The organism is Pseudomonas bijieensis, assembly GCF_013347965.1.
GTDB classification, from domain to species: domain Bacteria; phylum Pseudomonadota; class Gammaproteobacteria; order Pseudomonadales; family Pseudomonadaceae; genus Aquipseudomonas; species Aquipseudomonas bijieensis.
Genome location: NZ_CP048810.1, coordinates 4148352 through 4161462 on the forward strand (window position 1 = coordinate 4148352; position 13111 = coordinate 4161462).

Consider the following 13111-nt stretch of genomic DNA (forward strand, 5'->3'; position numbering starts at 1 on the left):
ACCGTCGTCAACTGTGGTGTCGGCAAGTGCGGTGGTATCCTGTGCGCCCATTTGCCACCGGCCCGCTATACGCCGCGTAGCGTAGCCCTGAACAAGGTGATGTCATGTCCACTCGCACCGAGGCCGTGAAAGCCTACCTGCTCGACTTGCAAGACCGTATCTGCACCGCCCTGGAAACCGAGGACGGCGGCACTCGCTTCGTCGAAGATGCCTGGACCCGGCCAGCCGGTGGTGGCGGTCGCACGCGCGTGATCGAAAACGGCACGGTGATCGAAAAGGGCGGCGTCAACTTTTCCCACGTCTTCGGCAGTGGCCTGCCACCCTCGGCCAGCGCCCATCGGCCGGAACTGGCCGGGCGCGGCTTCGAAGCCCTGGGCGTGTCGCTGGTGATCCACCCACACAACCCCCATGTGCCGACCTCCCACGCCAACGTGCGGTTCTTCATCGCCGAAAAGGAAGGCGAAGAGCCGGTCTGGTGGTTTGGCGGCGGCTTCGACCTGACGCCGTACTACGGCGTGGAAGAAGACTGCGTCCATTGGCACCGTGTCGCCGAGCAGGCCTGCGCGCCGTTCGGCCCCGAGGTGTATCCGCGCTACAAGGCCTGGTGCGACAGCTACTTCCACCTCAAGCATCGCAACGAGCCCCGGGGCATTGGCGGCCTGTTCTTCGATGACCTGAACGAGTGGGGTTTCGACACCTGCTTCGCCTTCATTCGCGCCATCGGCGACGCCTACATCGAGGCGTACCTGCCGATCGTGCGCCGCCGCAAGCACGACGCGTTCACCGCCAAACAGCGGGAGTTCCAGGAGTTTCGCCGTGGACGCTACGTGGAATTCAACCTGGTCTACGACCGCGGCACCCTGTTCGGGCTGCAATCGGGCGGGCGTACCGAATCGATCCTGATGTCGCTGCCGCCGCAAGTGCGCTGGGGCTATGACTGGAAAGCCGAGCCGGGCAGCGAAGAAGCGCGGCTGACCGAGTATTTCCTGCAGGATCGCGATTGGCTGGCGACGGCCTGAACGAGGATTATCCATGGACCGCTACGTTGTAATGGGTAACCCGATCGGCCACAGCAAGTCGCCGTTGATCCATCGCCTGTTTGCCGAGCAGACCGGACAAACCCTGGACTACAGCACGCTGCTGGCGCCCCTGGAGGATTTCGTCGGCTGCGCCCGGGAATTTTTCCGCGAAGGTCGTGGGGCAAATGTCACGGTGCCGTTCAAGGAGGACGCCTTCCGCCTGGCCGACAGCCTGACCGAACGCGCCCAGCGGGCCGGGGCGGTCAATACGTTGAGCAAACTGGCTGACGGTCGCCTGCTGGGGGACAACACCGACGGCGCCGGGCTGGTCCGGGACCTGACCGTCAACGCCGGCTTCAGCCTCAAGGGCAAGCGCATCCTGTTGCTGGGCGCCGGCGGTGCGGTGCGTGGCGCCCTGGAACCCGTGCTGGCCGAAGCGCCGGCCTCGGTGATCATCGCCAACCGCACGCTGGAAAAAGCCGAATTGCTGGCCGAGTTGTTCGCCGATCTGGGCCCGGTCTCGGCCAGTGGCTTCGATTGGCTGCAAGAGCCGGTGGACCTGATCATCAATGCCACCTCCGCAAGCCTGTCGGGGGACGTGCCGCCGATTGCCACAAGCTTGATCGAGCCGGGCAAGACGGTTTGCTACGACATGATGTATGGCAAGGAACCGACCTCATTCTGCCGTTGGGCCAGCGAACACGGTGCGGCGGTGGCGATGGATGGCCTGGGCATGTTGGCCGAACAGGCGGGCGAAGCCTTCTACCTGTGGCGCGGGGTTCGCCCGGACACTGCGCCGGTGCTGGCCGAGTTGCGCCGCCAACTGGCGCAGTGAACTGTGAACTGTGAACTGTGAACTGTGAACTGTGGCGAGGGAGCTTGCTCCCGCTCGGGTGCGAAGCGCCCGCAAAACTGACCACACGGTACTAAAGTCTAGGGCTGCTTCGCAGCCCAGCGAGCAAGCTCCCTCGCCACAGGGTATGCCTACCTTAAGCCCTAGTCTTCGAAATGAATCGGGCACTTCTGCGCCCCCTCCAACTTCAGCAACTCCTCCACCACCTGGGGCCGGGCCATGCGCAAGGTCAGGCTACGCCCTTGGCTAAGCAGGCGCCGGGCTTCCTGATGGAGCATTTCCACCCCGGAATAATCGATGAAGTTGATCTGCTGGGCATCGATGACCACCCGCTGCGCCTGCAACCGTTGCAGGCGCGCTTGCAGGTAATGGCTGGCCCCGAAAAAGATCGAGCCGCCGACCCGCAGGATCTCCGCTTCCCCTTCGCGAAAATGCTGCACTCGCGGCTGCGAGGTGCGCTTGAGGTAAAAGAACAGCGAGGCCAACACACCGGCATAGATGGCGGTTTGCAGCTCCAGCAGCAACGTGGCCAGGCAGGTCAGGCTCATCACCACGAATTCGGCACGGCTGACCCGGTACAACGCGCGGAGGCCGCGATGGTCCACCAGCCCCCAGGCGATCAACAGAATGCTGCCGGCCATGGCTGGAATCGGGATGTGCGCGATCAGATTCGCCCCGGCGACCGCAAACAACGCCACCCACAAGGCCGAGAACACCCCGGCCAACGGCGAGCAGGCCCCGGCTTCATAGCTGAGGCCGGAACGGGTAAAGGAACCGGCTGACAATGACCCGGAGAAAAATCCGCCAACGATGTTGGAAAGCCCCTGCGCCCTCACCTCCTGATTCGCATCGAGCAACTGCCCGGAACGCACCGACAACGAGCGGGCGATGGACAGACTGGTGACCAACCCGAGCATGCCCACCGCGACCGCACCGGGCAGCAGGCGCAGGATCAACTCCAGGTCCAGCGGCAGCGGCGTGAAAGGTGGCAGGCGCCCGGCAAAGGCACTGACCAGCGCCACATGCCCGAACATCGCCGGCCACAGCCAGACCACCAGGCTGCTGATGACCAAGGTTATCAACAGGCTCGGCCAACGTGGCAGCAAACGCTTGAGCACCACGCCCAGCACCAAAGTGCCGATTCCCAGCAGCAACGACGGCTTATCCACAGCCTCGATGTGGCTGAGCAACATCAGCAGGCCTTTCAACGCCGTGGCTTCGTTCGGCAGGTCGAGACCCAGCAGGTTCGGCAACTGCCCCAGCGCAATCACCACCGCCGCCCCCAGGGTGAACCCCAGCACCACCGAGTGGGAGACGAAATTCACCAGCGCGCCGAACCGCAACAACCCCAGCAGCCACTGGAAAATACCGGCCAACACTGTCAGCAACAGGATCAAGGTCACGTAGTCATCAGTGGCGGGCACGGCCAGAGGGCTGACGCTGGCATACAGGACGATGGAAATCGCCGCCGTAGGACCGCAGATCAGGTGCCAGGACGAGCCCCACAAGCAAGCGATCAACACCGGGACAATCGCCGCGTACAAGCCGTATTCAGGTGGCAAACCGGCAATCAGGGCGTAGGCGATGGATTGCGGCAACGCGAGAATCGCGCCGCTGAGGCCAACGATCAGGTCACGGCCGACACTGGCACGGGTCTGCCGGGGCAGCCAGTTCAGGAAAGGCAAGAGTGAACGGCGCGTGGGGATTGCCATGGAGCCTCAAGGATGGGGTTTGGCGCAAGAGTATCAGGTGAACCAATGTGGCGAGGGAGCTTGCTCCCGCTCGGTCGCGCAGCGGCCGCAAAAATTGGGACCGCTGCGCAGTTCAGCGGGAGCAAGCTCCCTCGCCACAAAAGCGGCTCGCGATTATGCCTAGAGCTTGGCCTTCACCGCCGCCAACGCATCCTTGCCGTCCACCGTCTTCACGCCGTCCAGCCACTTATCCAGCACCGCCGGATTCGCCTTGATCCAGGCCTTGGCCGCATCGGCGTTGCTGACTTTGTTGTTCACCACCTCGGACATGATGCTGTTTTCCATTTCCTGGGTGAAGCTCAGGTTGGTCAACAGCTTGCCAACGTTCGGACAGGCCTGTGCATAACCCTTGCGGGTCAAGGTATAGACGCTGCCGGTGTCGCCGAAGTACTTCTCGCCACCCTTGAGGTAGTGCATTTTCAGTTGCACGTTCATCGGGTGCGGGGTCCAGCCGAGGAAGGTCACGAACTTCTGTTTCTTCACGGCCCGAGAAACTTCCGCCAGCATCGCCTGTTCGCTGGATTCCACCAGTTTCCACTCGCCCATGCCGAAGTCATTGGTCTTGATGATTTCTTTCAGGGAGAGGTTGGCCGGGGCGCCGGAACCGATGCCGTAGATCTTCTTCTCGAACTTGTCGGCAAATTTGTTCAGGTCGGCAAAGTTATGCACACCCGCGTCCCAGACATAGTCCGGTACCGCCAGGGTGAATTCCGTACCGTCCAGGTTCTTGGCCAATTGCGTGACATCGCCGGTGGCGACGAACTTGTCGTAGAAACCCTGCTGCGCCGGCATCCAGTTACCCAGGAACACATCCACCTGGCCGTCCTTGAGGCCACCGAAGGTGATGGGCACCGCAAGGGTGTCGACCTTGGCCTTGTAGCCCATCCCGTCCAGCAGGAAACCGGTGATCGCATTGGTCGCGGCGATGTCGCTCCAGCCCGGGTCGGCCATCTTCACGGTTTCGCAGCTTTGCTCGGCCCACGCCGAAGCACTGCTCAACGCCAACAGCCCGGCGGTCAGTACTGTGGATAACTTTTGCATGTGTTTGCCCCTTACGTTATTGGTTTTGGCAGGGTTGTGGATAACGGGCCTTGCGCTCCAGATCGTCGAGGTCGATGTGGTTACGCATGTACTGCTGGCTGGCGTCCACCAGCGGCTGGTGGTCCCAGCTCTTGAGTTTGCCCAGGGTCAGCGCCTGGGCGACGAAACGGCGGCGTCGCTGGCTGGCGAGCACCTGTTGGTGAATCGTCGGAATGTCCCATTTGGCGCGCGCCTCGGCGAGAAAATCGGCGAACACGGATTGATGCTCGGGGGATTGGCTGAGATTTTCCAGTTCCTTCGGGTCGTTGCGCACGTCGAACAGCAGGCATGGGTCATCTTCGCTGTAGATGAATTTCCACGGGCCGCGGCGGATCATCATCAATGGGCCGATGGTGCCTTCGGCCATGTATTCACCGAAGACTTCGTCATGCCCGCCCTGCCCTTGCAGATGCGGCACCAGTGAGCGGCCATCCAGCGGCAAGCCCGGCTCCAGCGTGCCGCCGGCCAGCTCCACCAGGGTCGGCAGCAAGTCGGCGGTGGACACGGCTGCGCTCACCCGGCCGCTGGCGAACTGCCCCGGCGCACTGATCAGCAACGGTACGCGGGCAGCCATTTCGAACCAGTGCATTTTGTACCAGAGGCCCTTTTCGCCGAGCATGTCCCCATGATCGCCGGAGAACACGATGATGGTGTCGTCCAGCAAACCGGTGTCTTCCAGGGTTTGCAGGAGTTTGCCGACGTTGCTGTCGATGTAGTTGCAGGCGCCGAAGTAGGCACGACGGGCATCACGAATCTTATCCACAGGCAGTGGCTTGTCCCACAGGTCATAGACCTTCAGCAGTCGCTGGGAATGTGGATCGAGTTCTGTTTGCGCCGGGGTCTGCGGCAAAGGGATGTCGTTGTCGTCATACAAATCCCAGAACGCCTTGGGAATCGTGTACGGGTCGTGTGGGTGGGTCATCGATACGGTGAGGCAAAACGGCTGGTCACCGTCCTCGCGGATGTGGTCGAACAGGTACTGCTGGGCCTTGAACACCACTTCTTCATCGAAATCCAGCTGGTTGGTGCGCACGCACGGCCCGGCCTGCAACACCGACGACATGTTGTGGTACCAACTCGGCCGCACATCCGGCTCGTCCCAGTTCACCGCCCAGCCGTAGTCGGCCGGGTAAATGTCACTGGTCAAGCGCTCTTCGTAGCCGTGCAACTGGTCCGGCCCGCAAAAGTGCATCTTGCCGGACAGCGCCGTGCGATAGCCAAGGCGCCGCAGGTAATGGGCGTAGGTCGGCACGTCCGCCGGGAAATCCGCCGCGTTGTCGTACGCACCGATCTTGCTCGGCAATTGGCCGCTCACCAGGGTAAAACGCGACGGGGCGCACAGCGGGCTGTTGCAATAGGCAGCATCGAACACCACGCCCTCGGCGGCCAGACGCGACAGGTTGGGCAGCTTGATCGGCGAAGGACCGTAGATCGGCAACATTGGCGCGGCCATTTGATCGGCCATGATGAAAAGAATGTTCTTGCGCTTCATGTATTCGCGGCATTCCATAGTAGGCAGTTATGCGACATTGCTGCGATTGAGCATGTAGCCCCCGGGTTTTGGGGTAAAGCCCATACAGGATAATGACTAGGATAAGCACAGCTTATGTATGACGCCCTGGGTGACCTGTCTCTGGAACTGTTCCGCGCCTTTGAAGCCGCGGCGCGCCAGCAAAGCTTCACGGCGGCGGCGATTGAGCTGGGCACCACGCAACCGGCCATCAGCCAACAGATCAAACGCCTGGAAGAACAACTGGGTACGCGGCTGTTCGACCGCATCTACCGCGGCATCGAACTGACCGAGGCCGGGACGATCCTGTTCGAGCAGGTACAGGCCGGCTTGCAGAGCATCGATGCCGGGTTGAGCGCGATCACCGCCCAGCATCAACACGAAGTGCTGCAAGTCGCCACGGACTTCGCGTTCGCCGCCTATTGGCTGATGCCGCGCCTGCATCGCTTTCACGCGGCCAACCCGCAGGTGGACGTCAGCCTGGTGACCAGCGAGCGCAACCACAACATGCTCCGGACCGATATCGACGTTGCCGTGCTATTCGGCGATGGTCGCTTCAAACAAGGCGAAAGTCGCTGGCTGTTCAGCGAAGAAGTCTTTCCCGTGTGTAGCCCGCTGCTGCTCAAGGAACGCCCTCTGCCCTTGCCTGCCCAGGCCTTGGCGGAATTTCCGTTGCTGCACCTGCGCGCGGGCAACAGCAGCAGTTGGTTCGATTGGAGTGGCGTATTTCGCGAGCTGGGCATCACTTCACCGCCGGCGCCAGGGCAGTTGCGCTTCGATAACTACACGCTGCTGATCCAGGCGGCGATTGGCGGCCAGGGCGTGGCCATCGGCTGGCGTCACCTTGTGGATAACTTATTGGCACAGGGGCTGCTGTGTCGTCCGATCGCTGAAACGGTGCTGTCGCGGCTGGGGTATTACGTGGTCCTGCCCCAGCGCAAACGGCGCGGCGTATTGATCAGGCAATTCGTCGATTGGCTGATGGAAGAACAGGCCAACAGTGCCGAATCGCTCACCGGACTGCCGCTGCCTTCCATTGCCGTTTAACGCGCCTACACGGCCGCGATAAAACTGACGTGCTCGCCCACATGCAGGTTCAGGCGCAGCTCATCGGCGATGCCGACCGCCACCCGGTTGAGCCGCTCCAGGGATTCGGCCATTCCAGGCTCCAGGCTCGTACTGACTTGGCTGAAATGCTCGATGCCCAAGCCTGGCGCGGCGTAAGGCGCATTGATCAAGGTCCACTGCAAGGTGCTGTTCTTCAACGCATCGAGTACTTCTTCGGCGGCATGGCGCTGCAAATCGTCATCCGTCGGCTCTTCGTCGAGCACGGCGAAGTCACCCACCAGGAACAGCCGTGGAATATTCACCGCCTGCATGCCGGCGATCAGTGAATCCACAGCCAATACTTGCTCTACGGGGCCGGGAATCAATGTGCGTTCCACTTGTTCGCTGTTCATCGGCAACCCTGGCGCATTCAACAGACACACCACGGCACTGGCGCCGGCCACACTCTGCTTGACCCGCTCGGGGTCGAAAAGATCACCGGTCTTGGTCCGCAAGCCCGGGCGTGGAGCCAGGGCGGTGAGATCGTCGAGAATGGCGATGACTTCGTGCTGGCGCCGTAGCATTTCAGCCATCAACGCACTGCCGAGACTACTCATGGCACCATAGAGCACCACTTTGATGACCGGGGTTTCGGCGTTTTTCATGGCTGTTTTTCCTTTTTTTCCGCGTATAAGGCCTCTGACCCGCGGAAAACGGCGAGGGTTCGGCCTCTTTTTCAAGGAGTGACAGATGCAGCGGATCAAGGGCTACCACGCCCACGTGTATTTCGACGCCAATACCCTCGACCAGGCCCGGGCCCTGTGCGAGGAAGCGGCGCAACTGTTCCCGCTGAAAATGGGCCGCGTCCACCAACGCCCGGTCGGCCCGCACCCGGACTGGAGCTGTCAGCTGGCGCTCGATCCGCAGTACATCGGCGTGGTCCTGCCGTGGTTGGCGCTCAATCGCAAGGGGTTGGTGATTTTCATGCACCCGGATACGGGCGATGACTTGATGGACCACACCGAGCACGCGATCTGGATGGGCGCGGTGCGGCCATTGGATCTTTCGGCCTTTAAAGCAAACCCCTGAGGTTTCTGTGGCGAGGGGATTTATCCCCGCTGGACTGCGCAGCAGGCCCAAAAGGACATTACGCATTTGAGCTGACACGGCGTGATCATTGATTAGGGCCGCTTCGCGCCCCAGCGGGGATAAATCCCCTCGCCACAAGAACACTGCTCGTCGCAGCATCATCACGACTCATCATTCCCTGGCGTTGCGAAAGCTGGCTGAAAGCTTGCGCGATTAGGATCGCCCCCACTACCGGCAAAAGACCGGTGGCCAGAGGCGAGCTCCAAAGGCTCGTTCGGCCCTTTTAACAACAACAATGGTGATTCTGATGTCCGCTGCTACCCGTCCCGCTGCACCCACTCCATCCGTCCGTCCCGAGCCCTGCATCCTGCGCTGACCCATCCGGTTCGCCTTTGCCCGCCGCGCCACGCCACGCCTGGAGTATTTCCTATGCTGACTTTCCTTGGCTTCGCCATGGTCATCACGTTCATGTTCCTGATCATGACCAAGCGCCTGTCCGCGCTGATCGCCTTGATCATCATCCCGATCCTGTTCGCCCTGTTCGGTGGTTTTGCGCCGAAGATCGGCCCGATGATGCTCGAAGGCATCACCAAGCTCGCCCCGACCGGGGTGATGCTGATGTTCGCGATTCTGTATTTTGCCCTGATGATCGACTCCGGCCTGTTCGACCCGGCCGTGCGCAAGATCCTCAAGCTGGTCAAGGGCGACCCGTTGAAAGTTTCGGTCGGTACCGCCGTCCTGGCGCTCGTCGTTTCCCTCGATGGTGACGGCGCGACCACTTACATGATCTGCGTCGCCGCGATGCTGCCGCTCTACAGCCGCATCGGCATGAGCCCGCGCATCATGGCTGGCCTGATCATCCTCGCCGGTGGCGTGATGAACATGACCCCGTGGGGCGGTCCGACGGCCCGCGCGGCCAGTGCGCTGCACGTGGACCCGTCCGACATCTTCGTGCCGATGATTCCTGCGATGGCCGCCGGCGTGGTGGCGATCCTGGTGATTGCCTACTTCTACGGCAAGCGTGAACGGGCGCGCCTGGGTGAATTGCACCTGGTCGGCGACGAGATCGATCACAGCGAAATCAGCGTTTCGCAGTTCCCGGATGCTCGCCGTCCGAAGCTGATCTGGTTCAACGGCCTGTTGACCCTGGCGTTGATGTGCACCCTGATCGCCGGCCTCCTGCCGCTCCCCGTGCTGTTCATGGTGGCGTTCAGTATCGCGATGATCGTCAACTACCCTTGCCTGCAACAGCAGAAGGATCGCGTCGCGGCTCATGCCGGCAGCGTGTTGTCGGTGGTCAGTCTGATTTTCGCAGCAGGTATTTTCACTGGTATCCTGTCCGGCACCGGCATGGTCGATGCCATGTCGAAAAGCCTGCTGGCGGTGATCCCTGATTTCCTCGGCCCGTACCTGGCGGTGATCACGGCGCTGGTAAGCATGCCATTCACGTTCTTCATGTCGAACGACGCGTTTTACTATGGTGTGTTGCCAGTGCTCTCCGAAGCGGCCAGCCACTACGGCATCACCGCGGTGGAAATGGCCCGGGCCTCGATCGTCGGCCAACCGGTCCATCTGCTGAGCCCGCTCGTACCATCGACCTACCTGCTGGTAGCGCTGGCCGGGATCGAGTTCGGCGATCACCAACGTTTCACCCTGAAGTGGGCAGTACTGGTCTGCCTGTGCATACTGGTTGCGGCATTGCTGTTGGGGACTTTCCCGCTGTTCAGCACTCTGTAACTGTAACGGCATCAAACGACTACGCCGCCAGCTCATCGCTGGCGTCGTGGTTTAACACTCGCTCAAAGGAACTCACATGGAATGGCTGACCAACCCGGAAATCTGGGTTGCCTTCTTTACCCTGACCGCCCTGGAAATTGTCCTGGGTATCGACAACATCATCATGATCTCGATCCTGGTCAGCCGCATGCCCAAGCACATGCAGGCGCGCACCCGGATCTTCGGCCTGGCGCTGGCCATGGTCACGCGGATCCTGTTGCTGCTGTCCATCACCTGGGTCATGCGCCTGACCGCCGACTTGTTCGAAGTGTTCGGCCAGGGTATCTCCGGTCGTGACCTGATCCTGTTCTTCGGTGGCCTGTTCCTGCTGTGGAAAAGCTCCCAGGAGATGTACCACGCGCTGGAAGGCGAAGATGAAACCAACGACGAGCCTGCGGGCAAGGGCGGCAATTTCATCTACACCATCATCCAGATCGCGATCATCGACATCGTGTTCTCCCTGGACTCGGTCATTACCGCCGTCGGCATGGTCTCCCACGTACCGGTGATGGTGGCGGCGATCATCGTTGCCGTGCTGGTGATGATGCTGGCCTCGGCCACCATCAGTGAGTTCATCGACAAGCACCCGTCGCTGAAAATGCTGGCGCTGTCGTTCCTGCTGGTGGTCGGTACCGTGCTGATCGCCGAATCGTTCGACGTGCACGTACCAAAAGGCTACGTCTACTTCGCCATGGCCTTCTCCCTGGCGGTGGAAGCGATCAACATCAAGATGCGCACGGCGATTGCCCGCAAGCGCAAGCAGCAGGATCCGGTGAAACTGCGTAAGGATGTTCCGGGCCAGTAAGGGTTGCGGGGCAATGAATGAAGGGGCTTTCGAGCCCCTTTTTCATGCCTGCCGGAAGGTAACCGGATGCAAAACCTGTGGGAGCGAGCCTGCTCGCGATGAGGCCGCAACATTCAATATCTTCATTGGCTAACAGACCGCTATCGCGAGCAGGCTCGCTCCCACAGGGTTTCGTGGTGTCTTTGGTGAATGGTTTTTTATGACAGTTTTGTTTCAAAGCCATCTTTAGCTGTGCAATGCTGGCGCTCGAACCGTTCGGCAACTACAGCTTAAGTACAAGAAAGAAGAATGTGGCATCGTCAATTTGTCCCTTTGGGACGCTAACAGGGGGCTCCTCATGCTGACCCTGCTGAATTTGCTCTCCGCCGTGGCCCTGCTGATCTGGGGCACGCATATCGTGCGTACCGGCATCTTGCGGGTCTATGGCTCGAACCTGCGCCATGTCATCGGCCAGAACATGTCCCGGCGCTGGCTGGCGTTTGTCGCCGGCATCATGGTCACGGCCATGGTCCAGAGCAGCAACGCCACGGCCATGCTCGTCACCTCGTTCGTTGGCCAGGGCCTGATGGCGCTGACCCCGGCCCTGGCGACGATGCTGGGCGCCGATGTCGGCACCGCGCTGATGGCACGGGTGCTGACCCTCGACCTTTCGTGGCTGTCGCCGCTGCTGATTTTCCTCGGGGTGATATTTTTCCTGTCGCGCAAACAGACCCGCGTCGGGCAAATGGGCCGGGTCGGCATCGGCCTGGGCCTGATCATCCTGGCCCTGCAATTGATCGTCGAAGCCGCCGCTCCCATCACCCATGCCCAGGGCGTGAAAGTGATCTTCGCCTCGCTGACCGGCGACATCCTGCTCGATGCCTTGGTCGGTGCGCTGTTCGCGATGATCTCCTATTCCAGCCTGGCCGCCGTGCTGTTGACCGCGACATTGGCCGGCGCCGCGGTGATCAGCCTGCCAGTGGCCATCGGCCTGGTGATCGGCGCCAACATCGGCAGCGGCGTCCTGGCATTCCTCAGTACCAGCATGCAGAACACCGCCGGGCGCCAGGTGGCGCTGGGCAGCCTGTTGTACAAGCTGATCGGGCTGTTGCTGATCATTCCAGTGCTCGATCCGCTGGTGGGCTGGCTGGACGGCCTGGATTTCAGCCCTCAGGAAACGGTCATCGGTTTCCATCTGCTCTATAACGCCGTGCGCTGCCTGGTGCTGCTGCCCAGCGTCGCGCCGATGGCCAGGCTCTGCACATGGTTGCTGCCGGAACGTCCGAACACCAACGGCACGGCCACGCCCCGGCATCTGGACCTCGCGGCCCTCGCCACGCCAAGCCTGGCGCTGGCGAACGCCGCCCGGGAAACCCTGCGCATCGGCGACCTGATTGAAAACATGCTCGAAGCCATGCTCGACGTGCTGCGCGGCGAGCAGACCGCGGTCACCCAGGAAGTACGGCGCATGAGTGATGACATTGAGGCGTTGTGCAGCGCCATCAAGTTGTACATGGCGCAAATGCCCCGCGAGGACCTTAGTGAACAGGACAGCCGTCGCTGGGCGGAAATCATCGAGCTGGCGATCAACCTCAAGCTGGCCAGCGATCTCATCGAGCGCATGTTGCGCAAGGTCCAGCAGCAGAAGACCTCGCAACGGCGCTCGTTTTCCGAGGTAGGCCTGGAGGAGCTGGCCGGGCTGCACAGCCACTTGATCGCCAACCTGCGGCTGGGCCTGTCGGTGTTCCTCAGTGCCGATCGGGAAAGCGCCCGCCAGTTGCTGCGTGAGAAACGGCGCTTTCGGGCGCAGGAACGGCGAATGGCCCATGCCCATGTCAGCCGCCTGCAGCGCAAGGTCGTGCAAAGCCTGGAGACCAGTTCCCTGCACCTGGAGCTGATCGCCGACATGAGACGCCTCAATTCGCTGTTTTGCGGCAGCGCCTATGTGGTGCTGGAGACGTCCGAGATCGGCGCGCTGGCGGCGGATGAAATTAGCGACATTACCCATTCGCCGTGAACGACTGGCGCGTTGGTCAGTCAGTAACAATGGCTCGGGCCTGAAACCGTTCACCGGCCCGCCTGCTCCCGCTGTCATGAAAACCCCATAGATTCGATAGGAGGAGCGAGCCGACCCCGGGCGACGATCCGCCGATGATGGCCTGCCCGGCACCATGGATCTCCACTCAGCCGCCAGGAAGCCCT

At 61.6% G+C, this 13111-nt stretch carries 11 protein-coding genes; 7 read left to right on the forward strand and 4 right to left on the reverse strand.

What is annotated here, in order from left to right; all coding sequences use genetic code 11:
* Positions 1-104 precede the first annotated feature (104 nt).
* Positions 105-1019 carry an oxygen-dependent coproporphyrinogen oxidase gene (hemF, locus tag GN234_RS18075; RefSeq protein WP_109752887.1) on the forward strand — a complete coding sequence of 305 codons (915 nt, stop codon included), beginning with the start codon at positions 105-107 and terminating at the stop codon, positions 1017-1019.
* A 13-nt stretch (positions 1020-1032) separates the two neighbouring features.
* A complete protein-coding gene (aroE, locus tag GN234_RS18080; RefSeq protein ID WP_176688861.1) occupies positions 1033-1854 on the forward strand; it encodes a shikimate dehydrogenase in 822 nt (273 codons plus the stop codon).
* Positions 1855-2015: 161 nt separating this feature from the next.
* On the opposite strand, the gene GN234_RS18085 is transcribed toward aroE, so the two are convergent.
* The 3 genes from GN234_RS18085 to betC all read right to left on the reverse strand — a co-directional run bounded on the left by GN234_RS18085 (position 2016) and on the right by betC (position 6195).
* The gene (locus GN234_RS18085; protein ID WP_109752885.1) at positions 2016-3584 is read right to left on the reverse strand and encodes a SulP family inorganic anion transporter; all 1569 of its coding nucleotides are present in this window, start codon (positions 3582-3584) and stop codon (positions 2016-2018) included.
* A gap of 159 nt (positions 3585-3743) precedes the next feature.
* Complete coding sequence (choX, locus tag GN234_RS18090) at positions 3744-4664, reverse strand: choline ABC transporter substrate-binding protein (protein ID WP_176688862.1); 921 nt, start codon at positions 4662-4664, stop codon at positions 3744-3746.
* Between the two features lie 16 nt (positions 4665-4680).
* Positions 4681-6195, reverse strand: coding sequence for a choline-sulfatase (gene betC, locus GN234_RS18095; protein ID WP_176688863.1), 1515 nt, complete (start codon positions 6193-6195; stop codon positions 4681-4683).
* Between the two features lie 114 nt (positions 6196-6309).
* Between betC and GN234_RS18100 the strand changes: the two genes are divergently transcribed.
* The gene (locus GN234_RS18100) at positions 6310-7260 is read left to right on the forward strand and encodes a choline sulfate utilization transcriptional regulator (RefSeq protein WP_134922214.1); all 951 of its coding nucleotides are present in this window, start codon (positions 6310-6312) and stop codon (positions 7258-7260) included.
* Between the two features lie 5 nt (positions 7261-7265).
* Here GN234_RS18100 and GN234_RS18105 read toward each other — a convergent pair whose 3' ends face one another.
* Entirely contained in the window at positions 7266-7925 is a 660-nt protein-coding gene (locus tag GN234_RS18105; RefSeq protein ID WP_176688864.1) for an NAD(P)-dependent oxidoreductase, read from the reverse strand.
* An 85-nt stretch (positions 7926-8010) separates the two neighbouring features.
* Between GN234_RS18105 and GN234_RS18110 the strand changes: the two genes are divergently transcribed.
* The 4 genes from GN234_RS18110 (at position 8011) to GN234_RS18125 (ending at position 12926) form a co-directional block, all read left to right on the forward strand.
* On the forward strand, positions 8011-8349 hold the full coding sequence (locus GN234_RS18110) for a DOPA 4,5-dioxygenase family protein (RefSeq protein ID WP_176688865.1): 339 nt from the start codon (positions 8011-8013) through the stop codon (positions 8347-8349).
* A 429-nt stretch (positions 8350-8778) separates the two neighbouring features.
* Positions 8779-10086, forward strand: coding sequence for a CitMHS family transporter (locus GN234_RS18115; RefSeq protein ID WP_109752879.1), 1308 nt, complete (start codon positions 8779-8781; stop codon positions 10084-10086).
* A 76-nt stretch (positions 10087-10162) separates the two neighbouring features.
* The gene (locus GN234_RS18120) at positions 10163-10930 is read left to right on the forward strand and encodes a TerC family protein (RefSeq protein ID WP_109752878.1); all 768 of its coding nucleotides are present in this window, start codon (positions 10163-10165) and stop codon (positions 10928-10930) included.
* A gap of 337 nt (positions 10931-11267) precedes the next feature.
* Complete coding sequence (locus GN234_RS18125; protein ID WP_109752877.1) at positions 11268-12926, forward strand: Na/Pi cotransporter family protein; 1659 nt, start codon at positions 11268-11270, stop codon at positions 12924-12926.
* The last annotated feature ends 185 nt before the right edge of the window (positions 12927-13111 follow it).

What these genes read in the sequence shown, in the direction of transcription:
- hemF (WP_109752887.1), top strand. Translation starts at nt 105, where the DNA reads ATGTCCACTCGCACCGAGGCCGTGAAAGCCTACCTGCTCGACTTGCAA.
- GN234_RS18100 (WP_134922214.1), top strand. Translation starts at nt 6,310, where the DNA reads ATGTATGACGCCCTGGGTGACCTGTCTCTGGAACTGTTCCGCGCCTTT.
- GN234_RS18115 (WP_109752879.1), top strand. Translation starts at nt 8,779, where the DNA reads ATGCTGACTTTCCTTGGCTTCGCCATGGTCATCACGTTCATGTTCCTG.
- GN234_RS18120 (WP_109752878.1), top strand. Translation starts at nt 10,163, where the DNA reads ATGGAATGGCTGACCAACCCGGAAATCTGGGTTGCCTTCTTTACCCTG.
- choX (WP_176688862.1), bottom strand. Translation starts at nt 4,664, where the DNA reads ATGCAAAAGTTATCCACAGTACTGACCGCCGGGCTGTTGGCGTTGAGC.
- betC (WP_176688863.1), bottom strand. Translation starts at nt 6,195, where the DNA reads ATGAAGCGCAAGAACATTCTTTTCATCATGGCCGATCAAATGGCCGCG.
- GN234_RS18110 (WP_176688865.1), top strand. Translation starts at nt 8,011, where the DNA reads ATGCAGCGGATCAAGGGCTACCACGCCCACGTGTATTTCGACGCCAAT.
- GN234_RS18125 (WP_109752877.1), top strand. Translation starts at nt 11,268, where the DNA reads ATGCTGACCCTGCTGAATTTGCTCTCCGCCGTGGCCCTGCTGATCTGG.
- GN234_RS18085 (WP_109752885.1), bottom strand. Translation starts at nt 3,584, where the DNA reads ATGGCAATCCCCACGCGCCGTTCACTCTTGCCTTTCCTGAACTGGCTG.
- aroE (WP_176688861.1), top strand. Translation starts at nt 1,033, where the DNA reads ATGGACCGCTACGTTGTAATGGGTAACCCGATCGGCCACAGCAAGTCG.
- GN234_RS18105 (WP_176688864.1), bottom strand. Translation starts at nt 7,925, where the DNA reads ATGAAAAACGCCGAAACCCCGGTCATCAAAGTGGTGCTCTATGGTGCC.